Origin of the sequence: Limnobacter thiooxidans (assembly GCF_036323495.1) — a bacterium.
GTDB lineage: Bacteria > Pseudomonadota > Gammaproteobacteria > Burkholderiales > Burkholderiaceae_B > Limnobacter > Limnobacter thiooxidans.
The window spans coordinates 1,077,414-1,097,513 of the sequence record NZ_AP028947.1; the positions used below are offsets into that span (position 1 = coordinate 1,077,414).

Annotated in this window: 19 protein-coding genes; 7 read left to right on the forward strand and 12 right to left on the reverse strand. The window is 53.7% G+C overall.

Going from position 1 to position 20,100, the window contains the following annotated elements; all coding sequences use genetic code 11:
• Positions 1–188 precede the first annotated feature (188 nt).
• The 3 genes from RGQ30_RS04900 to RGQ30_RS04910 are packed head-to-tail and all read left to right on the forward strand — an operon-like array spanning position 189 to position 2,540.
• The gene (locus RGQ30_RS04900; protein WP_130558820.1) at positions 189–896 is read left to right on the forward strand and encodes an ABC transporter permease; all 708 of its coding nucleotides are present in this window, start codon (positions 189–191) and stop codon (positions 894–896) included.
• The gene (locus RGQ30_RS04905) at positions 889–1,677 is read left to right on the forward strand and encodes an ATP-binding cassette domain-containing protein (protein ID WP_130558819.1); all 789 of its coding nucleotides are present in this window, start codon (positions 889–891) and stop codon (positions 1,675–1,677) included. Before RGQ30_RS04900 ends, RGQ30_RS04905 begins: the two co-directional genes overlap by 8 nt.
• Positions 1,678–1,706: 29 nt before the next feature.
• A complete protein-coding gene (locus tag RGQ30_RS04910) occupies positions 1,707–2,540 on the forward strand; it encodes an ABC transporter substrate-binding protein (RefSeq protein ID WP_130558818.1) in 834 nt (277 codons plus the stop codon).
• 27 nt (positions 2,541–2,567) lie between these two features.
• Here the strand turns inward: RGQ30_RS04910 and RGQ30_RS04915 are convergent, their stop codons facing one another.
• The 5 genes from RGQ30_RS04915 to aroQ all read right to left on the reverse strand — a co-directional run bounded on the left by RGQ30_RS04915 (position 2,568) and on the right by aroQ (position 9,833).
• The gene (locus tag RGQ30_RS04915; protein ID WP_130558817.1) at positions 2,568–3,458 is read right to left on the reverse strand and encodes a helix-turn-helix transcriptional regulator; all 891 of its coding nucleotides are present in this window, start codon (positions 3,456–3,458) and stop codon (positions 2,568–2,570) included.
• Positions 3,455–6,595, reverse strand: a complete 3,141-nt coding sequence (locus tag RGQ30_RS04920) for an efflux RND transporter permease subunit (RefSeq protein WP_130558816.1) — start codon at positions 6,593–6,595, stop codon at positions 3,455–3,457. The genes RGQ30_RS04915 and RGQ30_RS04920 overlap by 4 nt, the downstream gene beginning before the upstream one ends.
• The gene (locus RGQ30_RS04925; protein WP_338284819.1) at positions 6,592–7,791 is read right to left on the reverse strand and encodes an efflux RND transporter periplasmic adaptor subunit; all 1,200 of its coding nucleotides are present in this window, start codon (positions 7,789–7,791) and stop codon (positions 6,592–6,594) included. Before RGQ30_RS04925 ends, RGQ30_RS04920 begins: the two co-directional genes overlap by 4 nt.
• Positions 7,788–9,266, reverse strand: coding sequence for an efflux transporter outer membrane subunit (locus RGQ30_RS04930; protein WP_130558814.1), 1,479 nt, complete (start codon positions 9,264–9,266; stop codon positions 7,788–7,790). Before RGQ30_RS04930 ends, RGQ30_RS04925 begins: the two co-directional genes overlap by 4 nt.
• Before the next feature lie 129 nt (positions 9,267–9,395).
• Positions 9,396–9,833, reverse strand: a complete 438-nt coding sequence (gene aroQ / locus RGQ30_RS04935; protein WP_130558813.1) for a type II 3-dehydroquinate dehydratase — start codon at positions 9,831–9,833, stop codon at positions 9,396–9,398.
• Positions 9,834–9,960: 127 nt separating this feature from the next.
• Here aroQ and RGQ30_RS04940 point away from each other — a divergent pair, with 127 nt between their 5' ends.
• A complete protein-coding gene (locus RGQ30_RS04940) occupies positions 9,961–10,734 on the forward strand; it encodes a glutathione S-transferase N-terminal domain-containing protein (RefSeq protein WP_130558812.1) in 774 nt (257 codons plus the stop codon).
• Positions 10,735–11,388: 654 nt separating this feature from the next.
• Here the strand turns inward: RGQ30_RS04940 and RGQ30_RS04945 are convergent.
• The 5 genes from RGQ30_RS04945 to RGQ30_RS04965 form a co-directional block, all read right to left on the reverse strand.
• Positions 11,389–12,513 carry a beta-ketoacyl-ACP synthase III gene (locus RGQ30_RS04945; RefSeq protein ID WP_130558811.1) on the reverse strand — a complete coding sequence of 375 codons (1,125 nt, stop codon included), beginning with the start codon at positions 12,511–12,513 and terminating at the stop codon, positions 11,389–11,391.
• 70 nt (positions 12,514–12,583) lie between these two features.
• Positions 12,584–14,002 (reverse strand): UDP-glucose dehydrogenase family protein, encoded by a 1,419-nt coding sequence (locus tag RGQ30_RS04950; protein WP_130558810.1) that lies wholly within the window; start codon positions 14,000–14,002, stop codon positions 12,584–12,586.
• Positions 14,003–14,200: 198 nt separating this feature from the next.
• Positions 14,201–14,425, reverse strand: a complete 225-nt coding sequence (locus RGQ30_RS04955) for a hypothetical protein (RefSeq protein WP_130558809.1) — start codon at positions 14,423–14,425, stop codon at positions 14,201–14,203.
• A 630-nt stretch (positions 14,426–15,055) separates the two neighbouring features.
• On the reverse strand, positions 15,056–15,835 hold the full coding sequence (locus tag RGQ30_RS04960) for a hypothetical protein (RefSeq protein ID WP_130558808.1): 780 nt from the start codon (positions 15,833–15,835) through the stop codon (positions 15,056–15,058).
• A 3-nt stretch (positions 15,836–15,838) separates the two neighbouring features.
• Positions 15,839–16,051, reverse strand: coding sequence for a hypothetical protein (locus RGQ30_RS04965; RefSeq protein WP_130558807.1), 213 nt, complete (start codon positions 16,049–16,051; stop codon positions 15,839–15,841).
• 141 nt (positions 16,052–16,192) lie between these two features.
• Here RGQ30_RS04965 and RGQ30_RS04970 point away from each other — a divergent pair, with 141 nt between their 5' ends.
• The 3 genes from RGQ30_RS04970 (at position 16,193) to RGQ30_RS04980 (ending at position 18,248) form a co-directional block, all read left to right on the forward strand.
• Positions 16,193–16,663 carry a thioesterase family protein gene (locus RGQ30_RS04970; protein ID WP_130558806.1) on the forward strand — a complete coding sequence of 157 codons (471 nt, stop codon included), beginning with the start codon at positions 16,193–16,195 and terminating at the stop codon, positions 16,661–16,663.
• Entirely contained in the window at positions 16,660–17,580 is a 921-nt protein-coding gene (locus RGQ30_RS04975) for an alpha/beta hydrolase (protein ID WP_130558805.1), read from the forward strand. The genes RGQ30_RS04970 and RGQ30_RS04975 overlap by 4 nt, the downstream gene beginning before the upstream one ends.
• Positions 17,581–17,870: 290 nt before the next feature.
• Positions 17,871–18,248: a 5-carboxymethyl-2-hydroxymuconate Delta-isomerase gene (locus RGQ30_RS04980; protein WP_130558804.1), complete on the forward strand. Its 378-nt coding sequence runs from the start codon at positions 17,871–17,873 to the stop codon at positions 18,246–18,248.
• A 95-nt stretch (positions 18,249–18,343) separates the two neighbouring features.
• Here the strand turns inward: RGQ30_RS04980 and RGQ30_RS04985 are convergent, their stop codons facing one another.
• Complete coding sequence (locus RGQ30_RS04985; RefSeq protein ID WP_338284820.1) at positions 18,344–19,618, reverse strand: NAD(P)/FAD-dependent oxidoreductase; 1,275 nt, start codon at positions 19,616–19,618, stop codon at positions 18,344–18,346.
• A 10-nt stretch (positions 19,619–19,628) separates the two neighbouring features.
• Positions 19,629–19,976, reverse strand: coding sequence for a c-type cytochrome (locus RGQ30_RS04990; RefSeq protein WP_130558803.1), 348 nt, complete (start codon positions 19,974–19,976; stop codon positions 19,629–19,631).
• Positions 19,977–20,100: the final 124 nt, after the last annotated feature.

The following is a 20,100-nucleotide window of genomic DNA, read 5'->3' on the forward strand; positions in this document are numbered from 1 at the left end:
TTGACCAAGCACTGGCTGATCTGACTAGCATTGGGTCAGCTGGTTTCGGCAGGGGACCACCCCGAATTCGGACAATTTGTCCTCTGCCTTTTTTATACCCTCCGTTTTGCTGTTGCTGGTGTTACCACCAATAACCTGTCTCGTCTTTTCCCCGTACACTGCATTCGTTCCGTAAAAAATGCAGTCGAATGCAAGATTTCTCACAAGCCTTTGTTCAAGCGTTTTCCCTGATCGGGCAAGCGGACCCCGTATTGATCGACATTATTGCCTTGTCGCTTCAGGTAACACTTACGGCCGTAGTCATGGCCTGTGTGCTGGGTTTCCCAATTGGTGCCGCGCTCGCTGTGGGGCGCTTTCCGGGTCGGATGCTGTTGGTGGTGTTTCTGAATTCCTTGATGGGCTTGCCCCCGGTGGTGGTGGGCTTGGTGATCTACCTGTTTTTGTCTGCAGCTGGCCCATTGGGTTTTCTGCAACTGCTTTACACCCCAACCGCCATGGTGATTGCACAGGTGGTGTTGGTGACGCCGATCGTGGCTGCATTGGCCCGGCAGGTGATTGAAGACCTGTACGGCGAATACGATGAAATGTTGCGGGCCATGAATGCCAGCCGCGTTCAAACCATCTGGACCTTGATTGTGGACGCACGCTATTCCCTGCTTACCAGCGCACTGGCAGGCTTGGGGCGGGCATTGGCCGAAGTGGGTGCAGTCATCATTGTGGGCGGCAACATTGCCAATGTGACCCGTGTCATGACCACCACCATTGCGCTTGAAACGTCGAAAGGTCAGCTGGCGCTGGCACTGGGTTTGGGCATTATTCTCATTGTGTTGTCCATCCTGATCAATGCCGCCTTGTTTTTGCTGAAAAACAGCGCTCAGAAGAGGGCGTATGCGTGAAGTGACCTCTCCGATGCACAATTCGATTAACAGCGACCGTGCCTTGCTTGCGCCCGGTAAATCATTTTCTGAACACCTGCCCATCCGCTTTGAAGGTATTCACCTGGCGTTTGCCAAACGCGCCATTTACAGCAATTTGAATCTGGAGATTGGCGCGCAAGGCATCACCGCCATCATGGGGCCCAATGGTGCTGGCAAAAGCCTGATTTTGCGGCTACTCGCTGGCTTGATTCAGCCTGACCAAGGGCGCGTACTTTACAACAACAAGCCTGGTTTGCTTGCGGGCCAAATCGGCTTTGTGTTTCAGCGCCCGGTGTTGTTGCGCCGCAGTGTGCAAGACAACCTGTTACACGCCTTGGCCATTGCGGGGCTAGAGCGGGGCCAGCGACTTGCTCGCGCGCAAGCCCTGCTTGAACTGGGCGGCATGGAACACCTGTCCAAATCCCCGGCCCGCAAACTTTCTGGCGGTGAACAGCAACGCCTGACCTTGTTGCGCGCCTTGGCGGCCAAGCCCGGCTTGTTGGTGCTGGATGAACCCAGCGCAAGCCTTGATCCACAGGCCACGGCCTTGATTGAAAACATTGTGCGGCGTGCCAGCCAGTGTGGCGTGAAAGTGTTGCTGGTGACGCATGACCAGGGGCAGGCAGCCCGCCTTTCAGACGAAGTGATGTTTGTGCACAAAGGCCAGGCGCATGCCGTCCAGGCCACCAATTCCTTTTTGAACCAGCCGGCCAGTCGGGAAGCGAAAGCTTACCTGGCCGGTGAGTTATTGATTGACTGATTTTTTTGCTGAAGCAAACGGAGACACACATGAAAACTCAAATCAAAACATTGGCCTTGTTGATGGCAAGCGGCGTATTTGCAAATGGCTTGGTGCACCAGGCCCATGCCGCCGACAAGTTCATCGTGGTTCAGTCCACTACATCCACAGAAAACTCTGGCTTGTTCGGCCACCTGTTGCCCGCATTCAAAGCCGATACCGGCATTGATGTTCGCGTCGTCGCCGTGGGTACAGGTCAGGCTTTGAAAAATGCGCAGAACTGCGATGGAGACGTGGTGCTGGTGCATGCCAAATCTGCCGAAGAAAAATTCGTGGCCGAAGGGTATGGCGTGAAACGCACCGATGTGATGTACAACGACTTCGTGGTGGTTGGCCCAAGCAATGACCCAGCCGGTGTGGCTGGCAGCAAGGAAGTTGTCAAGTCCATGAAGGCGATTGCCGACAAGCAGGCCTTGTTTGCTTCGCGTGGTGACGACAGCGGCACCCACAAGAAAGAACAGGAATTGTGGAAAGAGGCCAAGGTGGATGTGAAGGCCGTCAGTGGCAAGTGGTACCGCGAAACAGGTTCAGGCATGGGCGCCACCTTGAACACCGGGGTGGGCATGGGCGCTTACGTGTTGGCTGACCGTGCCAGCTGGATTGCGTTTGGTAACAAGGGCAATTTCAAGATTGCGGTGGAAGGCGACCCCACACTGTTTAACCAGTATGGCGTAATTGCCGTAAACCCAGCCAAATGCCCGAATGTGAAAAGTGACTTGGGCAATACTTTCGTGAGCTGGATTTTGTCACCGAAAGGACAGGCCACCATTGCGGGATTCAAACAGAACGGGCAGTCGCTGTTCTTTCCCAATGCGCCTAAATAAGGCAACGAAGTAAGTTTTTTGGAATCGCTAGGCGTTCCACACCACGGTACCCAGTGCCGTGGTGTCATAGCCCGCAAATTGCTGGGCTTTGGTCTTGAACTCGCTTGTCTGCGTGAATTTCAGCAGTGTTTGAAAGGGTGACTCGAACCACGCTTTTCTGCACACCAACAAGTCGAATTGTTCAGTTTGAGTGGGCACAAAACCCAAACCAAACTGAAGGGCCAGTGCCTGCAAACCAGGTGCGGCGTCTGCTCTTCCTCCAGCCACTGCAGCAACGGTGTCATTCTCGGTACGGCAGGTTTCGGTCACATTCAAGGTATCCAGTTTCAAACCTTGTGCCTGCAGCAGGTGTTCAAACAGAATCATGCCGCCCGCGCCGCGTTGGCGTAAGGCTACTTTCAAGGCAGACAGGTCAGCCACACTGCCAATCCGTTTTGGGTTGTCTCTGGCCACAATCAAGCCTTGCTGCCGCACGGCCCAATTCACCAGCACCACATGGCTGCTGGCAAATCGGGTTTGAACCACATGGATATTCCACGCGGTGGCTGCCGGGTTTAGAACATGCAGGCCAGTGGCCATTGACCCCGCGTTCTCGAATACATCCAGGCCACTTGAACTGCCATCGAACTGCATGGCCAAACCACAGCCGGATTCACGAATGGCCCATTCCAGCAATGGGTCGTGGCTGCCCGAGACCACATTCAAACGCGGCGCAGTCTGTGTTTGAACCGGTTTTTCTCCGGTCCGTATCCAGTGCATCAGTTCCGCTTTGGGGAACAGCAGTTTTCCCGTGGCTTTTACACATGGAATTTCCTGCGCGCTGACCAGGTCATAGAGTTTGCGTTCCTTGATCCGCAGCAGTTCAGCCACTTCTTTGGTGGTCAGAAACTCGGGTGTATTTGGGTCTGCCGCGGTCATGTCGCGCTGTTTTCCTCGAGTTTGGTCAGGTCAATTTTATCGGGTTCAAGACCCGGACTCGTACCAAACAAACGTCTCAAATCATCAATAATCAGGTAGAGGCAAGGCACCAGCAGCAGTGTAATAGCAGTGGCAAATAAAATGCCATAACCCAGAGAAATGGCCATGGGGATCATGAACTTGGCTTGCCGCGATGTCTCGAAAATCATGGGGGCCAAACCACCAAATGTAGACACGGTGGTCAGCATGATGGGCCGGAAACGTCGCACACCTGAACTGCAAATGGCTTCATAGGGTGACATGCCATCCCGAACCTTTTCATTGGCATAGTCCACCATCACCAGGGAGTCGTTGACCACCACGCCCGCCAGCGCAAGAATACCCATGATAGACACAATGCTGATGCTGTAGCCCATCAGCAAGTGGCCCAGAATGGCACCAAATATTCCGAAAGGAATGGCCAGCATGACGACGAAGGGTTGCAGGTAGCTTTTGAACGGAATGGCCAGCAGCACGTAAATCATCAACAGTGCGACCATGAAGCCTTTGCCCAGTCCGCTGGTGGCTTCGGAAAAGTCCTGTTGCCTGCCTGCAAAGCTGTAGCTCAGGCCCGGGTAGTCGTTCATCAACTTGGGCATCAGGTCTTGCACCGTGGTGGCTTGAACTTGCTGCGCCTGGTTGCGTGGGTTGACGTTTGCTGTCACTGAAATGGTTCTGCGACCATCGCGACGGGTGATGTTGGCGACCGCTCGGGTGTCATCAAATTCAACCACCGAATGCAAAGGCACCAAAGTACCTTGTGGCGTGCGAATCAACAGGTCCCGAACATCAGTTTGTGCAGACTGTTCTGTTTCTGGTCGCATCACCAGTACTTTGATTTCGTTGCGTCCGCGTTGTTGGCGAAGTGCCTCGGCACCAAAAAATGCTGCACGTACTTGCCTGCCGATCTCATTGGAGCTTAGGCCCAGGCGGCGAGCTTCCTCTTTTAATGTGAAACTGAACTGTTCCTTTCCGTTTTGAAAACCGTCATCAATTTCAGACACCATGGGGTAATTGGCCAACTCGCGTGCCAAGGCTTCACTGGCCTCGCGAAGTGTATCTACATTGCGATGGCTTAACTGCACTGTGAATGCGGGCCCGCTCCCGGGACCGCCAGAATCTGCAGCGAAGCGCATGGTTTCAACCCCTGGAATGGTGCCCACTTCCTTGCGCCATTGGTCGGTGAATTCGGCTGTTGGAACCGGGCGTATGCCGGGTGGGGTCAGGTAGGTTTTTACAGTGATGTTATTCTCGTTTACGCTGGCATAAATGCCTGTACTTTGTTCTTCACCGCCTGTGGCTTCCACAGTTTTCAGGGCACTGGCCACAATTTTGTCGCGTACGACGTTGACCTGTTCGTTGGTGCTCCCCAGCGGCAAAATTGCGCGAACTTCAGACAGGTCAGCTTCCACCTGTGGGAATAGCTCGAACCCCATTCGACCACTGATGGGCCAGGCCAGCACTACGATCATCAATGCAATGCCCATGGCCATGGACAAATAGCGATATTCGACACATTTCTGGATGATAGGGTTGTAGCGACGTTCAATAAACAGACTGAAGTTTTTGGAAAACCGTTGTTGCCAGTCGTGAAACTTGCCCGCCCCTTCTTTGCTGTGCGCCAAATGAGCTGGCAAAATGAAAATGGCTTCCATCAGGGAAATGATGAAGACCGTGCAGACCACCAAAGGAATGGACGCCCATATCTTTCCAAGGAAACCGGGAACAAACAACAGCGGTGCGAAAGCAGCCACGTTGGTCAGAATACTGAAGGTGACGGGCAGGGCCACATCGCGAGCACCCTGGATGGATGCGTCCAGCAAGCTCATGCCCTGTTGGCGGTATTCATAGATGTTTTCACCCGCCACAATGGCGTCGTCCACCACAATGCCCAAGGCAATGATGAAGGCGAACATCGAGATCATATTGAATGTCACACCAAATAGCGGTAGTAGCAGCATGGCACCCAGAAACGCTGTGGGAATGCCCATGCAGATCCAGAATGCGAGTTTCCAGTCCAAAAACAGGGTCAGCAGAACCATGACCAGCAACAGACCTTGCAGGGCGTTACTGGCCAGTAGTTCCTGACGTTGTTTGTAGGTGCTTGAACTGTCGCTGACCACAGCGATGTCCACACCTTCAGGCATTAGTGGACGAATTCTCTCCAGGGCTTCCTGGGTTGCTTCTGAAACGCCGATGGGTGTTTGATCCCCAATACGCGACACCGAAATTTCAATCGAGGGTTTGCCATTGAATGTGGCGTATTTGTCGACGTCCTGAAAGCCATCGCGCACTGTGGCGATGTCGCCCAGTTTCAGTGGTGTTCCTGCCACCGGGGACACAATCGGCAGGGCAGCAAATTCATTGGCGAAGTCGCGACGTTCAGACACGCGCAACAGAATTTCACCGCTTTGGGTGGAAATACTGCCGCCGGATACTTCCACCACATTGGCGCGAATGTTGTCTGCAATTCCTTGGAGACTGAGCCCGAATGCATTCAGTTTGGCTTCGGGCACCTCGATGTGAATTTCCTGTTCGCGGGTTTCAGCGAGATCCACTTGGGTAATCCCAGGGTTCTGAAGCAAACCATCCCGTACTTCTTCGGCCAGGTTACGAAGCGACAGTTCATCGGTTTCGCCGTAAACCACCAGGGTCACTACACCGCGTTTGCGTGCGGTCAATGCCACGTTAGGTACTTCAGCGTCACCGGGGAACGTGGTGATGCGATCAACTTCCTGTTTGATTCGGTCATAAACCGCTTGGGCATCTTCGGATTCGTCAATTTCCACCACAACACTGGCAGATCCTTCATTGGCAGTGGAATTGACTTCCACAATGCCTTCAATGGCAGAAATGGCTTCCTCCACGGCCAGCACAATGCCCTGCTCAACGTCCTGGGGGCTGGCGCCAGGGTAGGCCACAGTGATGGTGACCAGATCCAGCTCGAATTCCGGAAATACTTCTTTGGTCATGTTCATGAAACCAATGACACCACCGATCAGGCAAAACCACATCAGAATGTTGGCCGCTACGGTGTTCTTGGTCATCCAGGCCAGTGGGCCTGAGCGGTCTACCCGCCGTCTGCTGGCTGCGTTCATGGCTTGACCGCCGCCGCTGGGGTGGGTGTGTTGGACGCATTGGCTGTGTTCGTGCGAATGGCCATGCGGTTCACGGGTGAGCCCAGGTTGGAGGTCACAATGTGTTCACCGTCTTTCAGGCCCTTGTCGATCAGCACGTACTCTGCGGAACGAAACGCGATATTCACCGGGCGAATGTCAAGCTCGCCATTGTCGTTCACCCACACCTTGCTGTCGTGCACTGTTGACGGCGCCAGCTTGAACACATTCTTCAATTCAATGCCTTCGAACCGCACCTTGACGTACTGGGCCAGCAGCAAAGGTTGAAGCGTTTTGTCCGATGTTCTCGGGATTTCAATCAACACCTGGGCTTGTCGGCCGTTGTCCTGAACACTGGTTTGCAGGCTGAGCACATAACCTTTGTGACAGCCTTTTTCCCTGCTGCTTGCATCATTGACACACACCGTAGAGCCTTTTTGCTGCCCGCTCGGGAAATTGATCCACTTCACGTCGGCTTGCGGAACGGCAACGCTAACCCAATAGGCTTTGCTGCTGGCAAGGACCCCCAAGGTGCTGCTGGCGCTGACCTGTGCGCCCACACTGGCTTCGCGGCTGACCACCACGCCGTCAAAAGGGGCTCGCAGCACGGTGCGATCCAGGTTCACCTTGGCTCGTTCTACCCCGGCCTGTGCAGATTGCACGGTGGCCTTCGCGGCTTCCAGTTGCGGTTTGCGCAGGATCAATGCCCGTTCGCGTTCGTCCACATTCAACCCAAGCAACTCGAAATCCGATTGCGCCACAACCTGGTTGCCTTGTTCAGAGGTCAGGTTGGATTGTGCCTGCGCCAAAGAGGCCTGCGCTGTTTGCAATTCGATTCGGTAATCGGTGTTGTCCAGTTGAACAAGAACATCGCCTTTTTTGAAGGTGGCCCCCGGAACAAATTGTGGCCCAATGCTTTGAACTGTACCGCTGACACGGGCTTGCAAGGTGACCTGCTGTTCGGCTTGAACCACGCCGTAGCCCAGCAGGCTGACGTTGTAGTTGCCTGATTCAACTGCTTCGGTTGTGACCAGGCGTGCGGTTTTTTCTGGTGGCTTTCGACTGGCGGTTGGCGCGGTGGCCACCAGCAATTCCGAGGCGAGCACACCCAGCGTGATCACTCCGATGGCCAAGCCAATTTGAACCCACTTGCGTTTAAAAAAAGGCTGATTGCTCATGACGGTTCTGCTGCTGTGGATTGTTGGGGGATATTGCCTGACAAAGCCCTGTACAAAGCGATGCGAAAGCCTACCCATTGTTGTTGTGCATTCACCAGGTTACGGCGCAATTGGCTGGTACTTTGTTGTGCGTCCAGAATGGCCAGGTAGTCGACTGACCCGTTGCGATAACCTGCAAACAGGCGTTTCAAACTGAGTTCTGCCAGCTCAAGCTGTTGTTGAAAACTTCGTACGGCCTCACGCTGACGGGTTTCCTGAACCAGCGCATTGTCCACGTCAACCAGTGCGCTCAAGGCGGCAGCTTGGTACTGCGCCACAGCCTGATCAAGCAAGGCGCGTTGACGGTTCACTTCTGCAGACCGCGCACCCCCGTCGAACAGGGGGGCGACAATGTTGACACTGAGGTTGCGCACCCAATTGTCGAACAACAGATCTGAGCTGCGTGTCTGGTCACTGAAGCTGGCCCGCAAGCTGAGTTGTGGAAAGCGGTTTGCAATGGCTGCGGCCACACTTCGATCCGTGGACAAAACCAGGGCCCACGCCTGTTGCACATCCGGGCGGCGGTTCAGCAATTCAGCCGGAATGCCCGTGGCGGGTATGGGGGGTAGGGTGGGGAGTTGTTCACGTGTCAGATCAAGGCTGTTTGGGGCTTGACCCACAAGAATGGACAGGCTGTTGAGCAACACCTCGCGATTGGAATTGGCCAGTGCGAGATTGCCTTGGGCCGATTCCACCAATTGGCGCTGTTGCAGCACATCTGAGGCAACTGCACTGCCTTGTCGAAAGCGCAGTTCAACCAGTTTCAAATTGGTCTGGAAACTTTCAAGTTCTTTTTCAAGCAGTGCCACGGTTTGGTCTGCCGCCACCCATTGCGTCCAGGTTGTAGCCAGTTCGCCAGCCAGGCTGATTTTTGCAGCATCCAGTTCGAAACGTGTGGCTTGAAGTTGCAGTTCAGCCGTCTGCGCTGTGTTGCGCACCCGCGACCACAAATCAATTTCATAACTGGCGCTAAATGAGCCCGAGGTAAACAGGCCGCGGTTGTTGGTGGCCTGGCCCTGAATGCTGACACCTTTGACCGTGTTTTCCTGTCGCCCCGCGTTGAAATTCAGCGTGGGGAAAAAGCTGGCCTGAGCTGCATCCAGACTGGCTTGTGCGGCACGCAGACGTGCTGCGGTAGCCGCCAGGTTCAGGTTGTCCGCTTGCGCCTTTTGCATCAGTGTGTTCAGTTGATTGCTTGAAAAACCAACCCACCAGTCGGCGGGGGCTGGCTGTGCATCGCTGCCCACCAGTGGTTTGAAGTTCGCGTTTTCAAAGCGTGAATCAATTTCAGGTTTTGAGGCATCGATGCTGGCACAGCCAGCAAGAAAGGCAAGCAATATGGCTGAAACCACAGCCGTGAATGTTGTGGGCCACCGGTTTTCCTGCGTTGCAAACAACAGGTTTTTCGGTTGAGGTAAGTTGGGGTGCTGCTTCATGGTGTCATTGTTCTTGTCGAGTGCCCATCAGACCACACTCTGTGGGCTTTTGTTCAGTGGTTAACTGATCTTTACAAAATTGAACACGAAATCAACATTTCTGCAGGGTCGGCACCGCCGACTCTATTGTTATGACTGTTTTGACGCCAGTTGGCGCAGCGCATACACATAGCCCTGCCAGCCCAGACCGCAAATAACGCCTTCAGCAAGATCCGAAAAATAGCTGTGATGGCGGAAGCTTTCCCGCTTGTAGATATTGGACAGGTGCACTTCAATGAATGGAATGGCCACGCCGGCCAAGGCGTCACGCAGGGCCACGCTGGTGTGCGTGTAGCCAGCCGGGTTGATCACAATGCCTGCAATGTCTTCAGTTTTTGCTTTGTGAACACGGTCGATCAGGGCACCTTCGTGATTGCTTTGAAAGGTCAGCAATTCGAAACCGTCGGTAAAAGCGATGTTTTTCAGCGCCTTTTCAATGTCAGCTAGGGTCATGTGACCGTAAATACCTGGTTCGCGTGTACCCAGAAGGTTCAGGTTGGGGCCGTTGATCAACAGCAGTTTTTTCAAAATGGTTCTCCGGTACGGTGTGTTTGAAAAAATAGTAACAAGCAAAGTGGTGGGCTAGGGGGTTTCGTCTACACTGCAGAACCATTCGCGCACAAAATAACGACAAATTCCGAGACCAAGGCCCACCATGAACACGAACATCGACGCAATTTTCAATTTGCTGGCTGGAACAGCCCGCGGCTGGCGCGGAACTGGCGTAACTGCCCGCGCCCGAAAAACACCTGAAAAACCCTTGAAGCTGTATGACATCGAGATCAGCCCCTATTGCCGACTGGTGCGTGAAGCCCTGTCTGAAATGGATCTGGATGTGATCATCTTGCCTTGCCCTGTCGGCAGCAAGCGCTTTCGCGACGAGGCCCGCGCCTTGTTGCCCGGTACAAAATTCCCGATGCTGGTCGATGACAACACCGGCGTGGTAATGAACGAATCGGCCAACATCATCGATTACCTGGCCAAAACCTACGACAGCAAGCTGAAAAGCCAACAAGGCGTGGGTCGAAAAGTGGCAGTGGGCAGTTCGGTACTGGCCAGTTTGTTCCAGTACCGTATTGGTGGTTTTCAGGGCATGAAAGCACGGCCTGCCAAAGTGCCAGCGGAACCCTTGGTGTTGTACAGCTTTGAGGCAAGCCCTTATTCAAAACCAGTGCGCGCGCGCCTGTGCGAATTGGAAATACCGTACCTGCTGAAAAACACCCCCAAGGGCAAGATGACCGACCTGGGTCCTGCGGTGTTTCGCGACAAGCTGTTCAAAGGCCCAAAGGCCACCACACGTAACCGTGCATGGCTGGCGGAAAACACGGGCCATGTTCAGGTGCCGTACCTGATTGACCCGAATACGGGTGTGGCGATGTACGAGTCGAATGACATCTTGCGTTATCTGGATTCGACATACGGGGCGTAACGGTTCTGTTGGCGCCTGAGGCATTGTTCGCTTGCTCAGGCGAATGATTGCTTGCTCGTTTACTCAGGCGCAGTCTCTCTCCCGCCAGAAAGCCTGAACTCCCCCTTTTGAAATTCACACTGACTCACCTCGATCGGCAAAAAAGATGGCCGAATCGAGGTGTCGGCCAATGGCCGAACGTGGCGTGTGAATTCAAAACGGGCAGGCTTTCTTGAAAGGCGGTGCGAGGGACATGCAGCCTTCGCAAACTCGAAGAACAGCGCCTGCGACTTGCTTCGAGTAATGCGCGACCTGCAAGCTGCGGCGCTGCTCAAGTCATCTGGCTCACCAGCGCTAATTCGCAGCCTGTGAGATGTCCGTTGTCACCAGCCACTAACGAGCGGAAGTTTGTAGCCTTGGGAGGTGTTCGTTTGCTGCATCATCTTGCCGATTCAGGGCAAGGCTTCCCGGCTGATTCGCAGCGCGGGGCGATTGCGCAAGCAATCGATGCGAGCACGCTTTGGCGTGTCGCATGACCCAAGCCAGAATCAAGAAGTCGGGAAATCAGCCTTGTCCAAGGCGAGATGAGCGGCAACGAACTCCGACCAAAGCTTACGCAACAAGCGAAATCGGCAGCAGCGAACACCGAACAAAGCTTGCGCAACGTAAGCGTTGTCAGGTTTTACGTACCACCACGCTGCCAATCGAGTAACCAGCCCCAAACGAGCAGATCACACCCACATCACCCTGCGCCAAGTCGGCACTGTGTCGGTGGAAGGCAATCACGGAGCCGGCAGACGCGGTGTTGGCAAATTCATCAAGAATGACGGGTGCTTTGTCGGCGCTGAAGTCGCTGTTGCCCAACAGTTTTTTGGCAATCAACTGGTTCATGGCCAGGTTGGCCTGGTGCAGCCAATAACGTCGCACGTCGTTGGCTGAATTCAGCCCCAAGCTTTCGAGGTGGGTGCTCATGTGTTCTGCGGCCATGGGGCACACTTCCTTGAACACTTTGCGGCCTTCCTGCATGAACAGCTTGTCACGCGCATCGGGCTTGGCATCTTCGGAACGGTTCAGGAAACCATAGTTGTTGCGAATATTGTTTGAAAACTTGGTGGCCAGCTTGGTGCCCAACACTTCCCAACTGCCCGGTTTTGCATCTTCAAGGCGTTGAACAATCACCGCTGTACACACATCACCAAAAATGAAGTGGCAATCACGGTCCAACCAGGCCTGGTGGCCCGAGGTGATTTCAGGGTTGACCATCAGTACCGCACGGGCTGTGCCGCTGCGCACTGCGTTCACAGCCTGTTCAATGCCGAAGGTGGCCGACGAACAAGCCACGTTCATGTCGTAACCAAAACCTTGAATGCCCAGTGCTTCCTGAATTTCAATAGCCATTGCCGGGTAAGCGCGCTGCATGTTCGAGGCGGAACAAATTACCGCGTCAATTTGATCGGCTGTCAGCCCTGCTGCATCCATCGCTTTGCGACCCGCATCGACGGCGATTTCAGCCATCATGGACAATTCTGAATTCGCGCGTTCCGAGAAATAGGGGTGAAGGCGGTCCGGGTTCAGGATGCCTTCTTTTTCCATCACATAACGCTGCTTGATGCCGGATGCGCTTTCAATGAAAGCCGAGTTGGAAGGTTGCAGCGGCTGCAATTCGCCGCTGGCAATTTCATCTGCATGCGCTTCATTGAATTTCGCCACATAGGCATTAAACGATTCCACCAATTCATCGTTGGTGATGGTTTGGCTGGGCACGAAAAGCCCTGTGCCGCTGATGGCTACCTTGATCATTGCGCTCGTCCTGGGTGGAAGATGGTCTGTTCTGTCTCTTGCGCAATGATAAAGGCAAAGACGCTAAATTTTAAGAAGCCAGGCGCATTTGTTCCACGGGGATTCCCTGATCTGCCGGCTCGGCACGACGTCCAACCCCTTCATAAATCAGGCCATAATCGGCCAGCAGTGCGGGGTCATACAGATTTCGCCCATCAAACACCGCTTTTTCACGCAGGGTTCTGGACAGCATCAAAAAGTCCGGGCTCTTGAACATGCGCCATTCTGTGCAAACGATCAGCGCATCCGCATTGATCAGGGTGTCTTCCTGCGTTTTGACAATTTCAAAATGCCCCAGCAGTGGGCCATCTTGACGGAAGTTGGTCAAATCCTCGTCCATGGCCCGGCGCGCAGTTTCATTGGCGATCGGGTCGAAGGCCTGCACGGTGGCACCTCGAAGCACCAGTTCGGCCGCGATGGTGCGGCTACTTGCCTCGCGCATGTCGTCTGTTTCCGGCTTGAAGGCCAAGCCCCACATGGCGAATGTCATGTTGCTCAAGTCTTCGCCAAATCTCTGAATGATTTTTTCCACGAGAACCCGCTTTTGGCGCTGGTTGCTGTTGTTGACGGCACGCAGGATGGACAGATTTTCTCCAGCATCCACACCAGTCTGAATCAGTGCACGAACGTCTTTGGGGAAACAGGAACCGCCATAGCCGCAGCCTGCGTACAGGAATGAAAATCCGATTCGTGGGTCTGATCCAATGCCTGCGCGTACCTGTTCAATGTCAGCGCCGATTTTTTCAGCCAGATTCGCCAATTCATTCATGAAGCTGATGCGCGTGGCCAGCATGGCGTTGGCGGCGTATTTGGTCAGTTCGGCTGAGCGTACGTCCATGCAAATCAGTCGCTCGTGGTGGCGCTGAAAGGGGGCGTAAAGGGCTTTCATCATGCGCAATGCACGTTGGCCCGCAGGTGTGTGGTCAGTGCCCAGCACGATGCGGTCAGGGCGCAAGAAGTCATCAATCGCTGCGCCTTCCTTCAGGAATTCCGGATTGGAGACCACGGTGAAAGGGTGCAGGGCATTGCGTTGAATCAACACCCGGCGCACTTCTTCGGCGACGCGCTCACCAGTACCGACCGGTACGGTGGACTTGTTGATGATGACCTTGAAGCCATTCATGTGCTCAGCAATCTGTTGCGCCACGCGTACCACGTGCTGCAGGTCCGCGCTGCCGTCTTCTTTGGGGGGTGTGCCTACGCAGATGAAAATCAGTTCGGCGTGATTCACCGCATCTTCAATACAAGCGCTGAAATCCAGACGTTGTTCACGTTGATTACGTTCCAGTAGTTCGTCCAGTCCCGGTTCGTAAATCGGGCTTGAACCACTTTTCAGTTGGTCGATTTTGGCGGTGTCGATGTCGCAACACAAAACCTTGTTGCCGACTTCAGCCAGACAGGCTGCCGAAACCAAACCAACATATCCACTTCCGATAATAGAAACGCGCATGTGCTCTGCTTTGATGAGTGATCAATGCGTGCAGTGTGTGGCGTGTGTATTGCCTGAGTTTGACAGATTTGAGACGGGATTGTTACAGCAGAGGAGGGGTACTGCGGGGCGTGTAGTTCTCGGATTGTCTGCGGCGAAGGCGGCAGGGTTAGACGCTTGTATTCAAAGCGAACCCTTGCCGCGCACTCACCAAACCCATTATTGCAAGGTCAGTTTGTTGCTTTGGCCAATGCGGCGCAACTGGTGAACCACTGCCACTGTTACCTGACCTACAACCAGGCAAGCCGCTGCCAACATGTTGGGACCTTCCAAGCCGGTTCCGTTCAAGTACTGTACACCAGCGTTGATCGTGAAGCCTGTGGTCATCATGGCCATAAACAAAATGCCAGGAGTGCGAACAACTGAGTCGATAAAGTTTTTCATTTTGGTATCCCTTTCAATTTATGCGAAATCAGGGCTTCCGCTTTAACCCAGCAAACCTGTTGTGTGTTTGCATGAGTTGTATTGTGTACAGTTGTGCACTCAATGTCAATTGACATTGTGTCAAAGTACTCGAGTTTCTATTCTAATAATTTTAAGTAACTGTTTAATATAAAAATATTGTTTGTGTAATATTGTGAACACTGCGTTTTCCAGTTGTTGATGTGGAGCTTGTCTGGTGAGAAGTTCAGTGCAATGTGTGGCACGGTGAAAGCTCTGCAGTGCGTGGGAGTACAGCGGAGTGAATGCGCGGGTGTTTTGCGACGAAACAGGTGGATTGAGTGGCGTAGTGCAGTTCGGTAGTGCGTAGGCGTGTTGCTGGGCGATTACGCGGCTAATGAAGGTCGGCAGTGGTTGTACCCGTTACGCAATTAAAGAAAACCACCCCGATTGAGCAGAGTTTGAATGGTCGGCTGCAGGCCGACACCTGGGTGCGACCATCTTTTTTGTCGCGCCCAGGTGAATGCAAAGCCTGGCTCAATAAGGGAATAAGTGGTTTTCATGCGGAACGGGGGCGCCACGCCGAGCCCATTAACGCCACACCGAACCTGCTCAGCGCCCCGCCGAACCACCTCAAGCCGCGAAATACGCCTTCATGCGGTCTGCATAGCCCATTTCTTCGGCCTTGGCCTTGGCCAAACCGCGGAAAGCGGAATTAACCTTGTCAGTCAATCTGGCCATGCGTTCCTGTGCCTTGGCATCCATTTCAGCAGTAATCAAACCCACTTCAACCATCAGGTTGGCATCTGCAAATGCGGCAGCAATCAGTGCGATCAACTTATCGTCGTTGAGCTGACCCGCCAGCTTGGCAATCCGGTCTTTGCGCTGCGCGTAAAAGGAGATGTGCAGGTTGGCAGCCGGGTCTTTGATCACTTCCATGATCTCAAGCGCTTTTTTCTCTGGAATGTAATCGGTGAAACCACCCAGCACGTGGAAGTCACCCTGCTCAACCAGCTTGGCTGTCACTTTCTTGAGTTGTTCCACGGGCAATTCGGCCAGCATGTCCACTGCGCGTTCCGGGATCTGTTCGCGCGCCACATCGGCCATGAATTCTGCGTCAAACAGCTTGCACAGGCTGACTGCTTTGCTCATCGGCGTGAAGTAGGACATGTTGGCAGTAATCGCAGGGCCAAACACCTTGGTGCACAGGGTGGCACTGATGGAATCGGGGGCCAGTTTGCCTGCACCCGCGATGCGTTCAAACACTGGGCCAAATTTGTTCAGCAGGCTGTTCTGAAAATTGGTGCGCAGTTTCTGCAGCGCCACTGCATCCAGTTTGTCCAGGTAGGTCAATTCCTCGGCCGACTTGTGAAGCGCTTGGGCCAGGCGGCGTAGTTCTGTGTTTCTGTCCATGATTTACAGCCCCAATATTTTTTTGACGGTACCGCGCAGCAGGCGGGGGATATGCTCCAGGGCATTGTCCATGCTCTGTTTCAGGAATGCATCGTGGGCCTGGTGTGCGGCGGCAAGGTCAGCAGCCAGTTTTTTTTGGTTGGCAGCACTTAGCTGTTCAAGTTCGGGCATGGGGCCACCCAATGCATCGATCAAAGCAGCATCCAGTTTCGGCATTTTTGTCTCCGGTTGTTGTTGAATTTTGATGAATGATAAGTTGAAATTTCAAGTTCGGTTGTTTTTCTTCTGCATTTAGAGCGCCGGGTCAAATTCAGATCGCATACACTTTCAGCACTTCAATTCGACAGCAGTATTTGCATGGCCAGGCTACAACTCGAGTTTCCCGATTCCTGTTTCATTTACGACACCACGCTGACCGTGCGCATCACCGACATCAATGCCGGCAATCACTTGGCCAACGACTCGATGATTTCCATGATCTCCGAGGCGCGCGCCCGTTTTCTTTTTCAAATGGGCGTGCAGGAATTGACCGACGACAAAACCGGCATCATTGTCACCGACCTGGCCACCGTGTACAAAAGCGAAGCCCATGCTCGCGACCAGTTGCGTTTTGAGGTCGGGCTGATGGATTTCAATGCCTACGGTTGCGACATCGTTTTCAGAATTACCCGGCCAGCAGACAATCGCCTGATTGCGCTGGCCAAGTCAGGTTTCGTATTTTTCAATTACATGCAGAGCAAGGTGGTGCACATGCCTGCCCATGTATTGAATACTTTCCAACAGGCATTGGCTGACAGGGCGTCTGCCAGCGAAGAGGGCACGCAGTGAACACCTACATTCCGGTTAAAAAGCACGAGTCTCGTTTTATTGATTTGCGCGGGTTGCGCACGCACCTGCATTGCTGGGGCCCAGAAGATGCGCCTTTGCTGGTGATGGTTCACGGCTGGATGGACGTGGGTGCAAGCTACCAGTTTGTGGTGGATGCGCTGGAAAATGACTACCGCGTGATCGCGCCAGACTGGCGTGGTTTCGGTTTGAGCGACTGGCCCGTTGCGCAGGGGTCACCCGGTATTCGATCCTATTGGTTCCCCGATTACCTGGCGGATCTTGATGCCTTGCTGGATCATTTCTCACCCAATGAAGCAGTAAACCTGGTGGGGCACAGCATGGGAGGCAACATTGCCATGGTGTATGCCGGTGTGCGCCCGCAACGCATTCAAAGTGTGGTGAACCTGGAAGGGTTTGGCATGCTGGATTCGCCTTCAGAAAAAGCCCCGAAGCGCTATGGCACCTGGCTGGATGAAATCAAGGCGCCCAAGGCACTTCGAACCTACGCCAGCCTGGAGGAGGTTGCCCGGCGTTTGCAAAAAACCAATCATCGCCTTGTCGATGAAAAAGCCATGTACCTGGCGCAATTCTGGTCCAAGGCCGAGCAGGGTGGCTACAGCTTGTTGGGTGATGCTGCGCACAAGATCATGAATCCGATTGGTTACAGGCTGGCCGAGGCGCAAGCTTGTTGGGCCAATATCGCCGCACCGGTGTTACACGTCGAGGCGAAGCAGACTGAAGCCGGTTTGTGGTTGAGCCGCGCCGGCGAACCCGTTGACTTTGACGCGTTCAGAACGCGTTTTGAGTGCGTGCCCAATTGGAAATCAGTGATTGTGGACAACGCGGGTCACATGGTGCACCACGACCAGCCTGAGGTTCTGGCAACCCTGATTGAAAGTCACATTAAATCACATTGAAAAAGGATAAAAAAAAGCCGACTTCCTTGGAAGCCGGCTTAACCTTTCTCACTTGCGGAGAAGAGGAGACATGAGGGGGAACACCATTACAGCGTTCGATGTAAGTATTTTCCCCGCCCAGACCCTGCCCGGCAAGTAGATTTGTAGGTGATTTATACTAGACAATCGTGTGAACTTTCACCTGTTTGTCATACACGTGACCTTCACCCAGCGTGAATTTCCATGTTTTGGAGGGGGAGTTTCTGGCACAATCCCCGTGTTAATTCAATCGCTTGCACAACAACAAGAACATGCCCCACATCAGCCTTGAATACAGTTCCAATTTGCACAATCTGGATGAATCCTGGGTGTTGTTGCAGGTGAACAAAGCGGTTTTGAGCCTGGGTATCTTCATGGATTCAGACATCAAAACCCGAATTCATCGCCTTGGTTCCTATCGAATTGGTGTTTCCGCAGCAGAAGCAGGTGACCATGCCTTTGTCGCGGCCACGGTCGATTTGCTCAGCGGGCGTGAATTCACAATCAAGGAATTGTTGGGGCAAGTGCTGCTGAAAGCGCTTGAGCGCAGTTGCAGAGACCCCCTTGATGCACTTCAAACCCAGATTACCGTACATGTGCGTGAATTGCAGTCAGACCTGTATTTCAAGTCTGTGAGCAAACCTTTGTAGATCGTTGATAATTTGGTGCGATGTAACCCAGTCAAACAAAAAGGCCAGCTTTCGCTGGCCTTTTTTTACAACACGTGAAGGCTGAACAAAACCGCTTACACCAAAGTGTCTGCCCAAATGTTCTGGGCCCAGTTCCAGGCGTAAGTGCCTTCCAGTTCGTTGGGTTCAGTAGAAACACCACCAGAACCTTCCACAGTCAGGAAAGTTTTCTTTTCCGCGTTGTACACATGCACACTGGCCACGTGAATCACGTTCTTGGTGGTCACATAGCTGTAGCAGGTGTTGTTGGTCAACGGGGCTGCATTGGGTTCCCATCCGCTGAGTTCAGCCACAATGGCAGCAGCCACTACTTTGGCTTGGCTGTTGGCCATGTGGCCAGACTTGGGCATCAATGGGGCGCTTTGAACCGCATCGCCAATCACGTGCACATTGGGGGCCACGGTGGACTCAAAGGTCCTGTAATTGACTTCGGCCCAGCGTCCGTTCAGGTTGGCAATACCGGATTCAACTGCCAGCTTGCCCGCACGTTGTTCAGGAAGAATATTCAGGACATCGCCCTTGATGGGTTCTTCAAATTCGAAACGCACAGTTTTTGTAGCGCCATCCACCCCGGTGACCTTCATGTTGGGACGATATTCCAGAATGCCCTTGTACTGGCTTTCCCACACGCCCTTGAACAGCCTGCCTTTGGATGTCACATCTGCGTTGGCATCCAGCAACAGCACCTTGGATTTTGGCTTGTTTTCCTTGAAGTAGTTGGCCACCATGCTGGCCCGCTCGTAAGGGCCGGGTGGGCAACGGTAGGGCGCCAGTGGCACATTCAGAATGTAGGTGCCGCCGTCGGGCATGTCTTCAAGTTGCTTGCGCAGGCCAACTGTTTCAGGGCCTGCTTTCCAGGCTTGAAGAATCTGTCCGCTTGCATTGGCAGCAGCCAGGCCTTCAATTTTGTCGAGTTGCAGGTCGATGCCCGGTGAAAGCACCAGCTTGTCATAGGGCAGTGTTTTGCCGTTTTTCAACTTGACTTGGCGCTTGTCCACATCAATCGCGGTGACATAGTCTTTCACCATCTTGATGCCGTGGTTGCGGGTCAATCCCGTGTAGGGCGTGCTGATTTCGCTGATTTTGCGAATACCGCCCACCACCAGGTTGGACATGGGGCAGGAAACGAATGTGGCATTGGGTTCAACCAGTGTGACATCCAGCTGGTTGCCTGACAGCAGGCGCAGGTATTTTGCAGCCGTGGCCCCGCCGTAGCCGCCACCAATCACAACGACTTTGCCTTTCGCTGATTTCGCGGTTGCAGAAAGTGGCATGCCGCCCAACAGGGCAGAGGCCAGTGCGCTGGTTTGTAGAAACTGTCTTCTTTGCATGGTGCGCTCCTTAGTCCTTTTTGCCCAGGTAATTGGCAATGATGTCAATCTGCTCGTCGGTGTAACCCTTGGACAATTGGTGCATCACAGTGGCGGGGCGCTGCCCGGTCTTGAACCAGATCATGTTGGTCTTGATGTATTCGGCGCTGAGGTTGGCAAGCCCCGTGACTGCACTGCCTTCAATACCCTGGCCGTTCGTGCCGTGGCAGCTTGCGCAGGTTGCAGCCAGGCTGGCCGCCTGAAGCGTTTTTTCCGGGCTTGTGTCTTTGGCCACAGCCCCGGTTGCCAGCAAAAAACCGCTGCCAGCGAGCGTCGCTCCGACCAGCAGTCGTGCGGCGCGTTGTTGAAATTCACTCATGGGTGTCTCTCCTGGTTTTTATATGAGTCGATGCTTGTGCAACGATTGTGTCGTCGAATATGAAGCAATGTGCATGCAGTGTCAATTAGCTTACACAACGCAGAATCCAGCCTGAATTCTAGCG

What these genes read in the sequence shown, in the direction of transcription:
- RGQ30_RS04900 (WP_130558820.1), top strand. Translation starts at nt 189, where the DNA reads ATGCAAGATTTCTCACAAGCCTTTGTTCAAGCGTTTTCCCTGATCGGG.
- RGQ30_RS04905 (WP_130558819.1), top strand. Translation starts at nt 889, where the DNA reads ATGCGTGAAGTGACCTCTCCGATGCACAATTCGATTAACAGCGACCGT.
- RGQ30_RS04910 (WP_130558818.1), top strand. Translation starts at nt 1,707, where the DNA reads ATGAAAACTCAAATCAAAACATTGGCCTTGTTGATGGCAAGCGGCGTA.
- RGQ30_RS04915 (WP_130558817.1), bottom strand. Translation starts at nt 3,458, where the DNA reads ATGACCGCGGCAGACCCAAATACACCCGAGTTTCTGACCACCAAAGAA.
- RGQ30_RS04920 (WP_130558816.1), bottom strand. Translation starts at nt 6,595, where the DNA reads ATGAACGCAGCCAGCAGACGGCGGGTAGACCGCTCAGGCCCACTGGCC.
- RGQ30_RS04925 (WP_338284819.1), bottom strand. Translation starts at nt 7,791, where the DNA reads ATGAGCAATCAGCCTTTTTTTAAACGCAAGTGGGTTCAAATTGGCTTG.
- RGQ30_RS04930 (WP_130558814.1), bottom strand. Translation starts at nt 9,266, where the DNA reads ATGAAGCAGCACCCCAACTTACCTCAACCGAAAAACCTGTTGTTTGCA.
- RGQ30_RS04940 (WP_130558812.1), top strand. Translation starts at nt 9,961, where the DNA reads ATGAACACGAACATCGACGCAATTTTCAATTTGCTGGCTGGAACAGCC.
- RGQ30_RS04945 (WP_130558811.1), bottom strand. Translation starts at nt 12,513, where the DNA reads ATGATCAAGGTAGCCATCAGCGGCACAGGGCTTTTCGTGCCCAGCCAA.
- RGQ30_RS04950 (WP_130558810.1), bottom strand. Translation starts at nt 14,002, where the DNA reads ATGCGCGTTTCTATTATCGGAAGTGGATATGTTGGTTTGGTTTCGGCA.
- RGQ30_RS04955 (WP_130558809.1), bottom strand. Translation starts at nt 14,425, where the DNA reads ATGAAAAACTTTATCGACTCAGTTGTTCGCACTCCTGGCATTTTGTTT.
- RGQ30_RS04960 (WP_130558808.1), bottom strand. Translation starts at nt 15,835, where the DNA reads ATGGACAGAAACACAGAACTACGCCGCCTGGCCCAAGCGCTTCACAAG.
- RGQ30_RS04965 (WP_130558807.1), bottom strand. Translation starts at nt 16,051, where the DNA reads ATGCCGAAACTGGATGCTGCTTTGATCGATGCATTGGGTGGCCCCATG.
- RGQ30_RS04970 (WP_130558806.1), top strand. Translation starts at nt 16,193, where the DNA reads ATGGCCAGGCTACAACTCGAGTTTCCCGATTCCTGTTTCATTTACGAC.
- RGQ30_RS04980 (WP_130558804.1), top strand. Translation starts at nt 17,871, where the DNA reads ATGCCCCACATCAGCCTTGAATACAGTTCCAATTTGCACAATCTGGAT.
- RGQ30_RS04985 (WP_338284820.1), bottom strand. Translation starts at nt 19,618, where the DNA reads ATGCAAAGAAGACAGTTTCTACAAACCAGCGCACTGGCCTCTGCCCTG.
- RGQ30_RS04990 (WP_130558803.1), bottom strand. Translation starts at nt 19,976, where the DNA reads ATGAGTGAATTTCAACAACGCGCCGCACGACTGCTGGTCGGAGCGACG.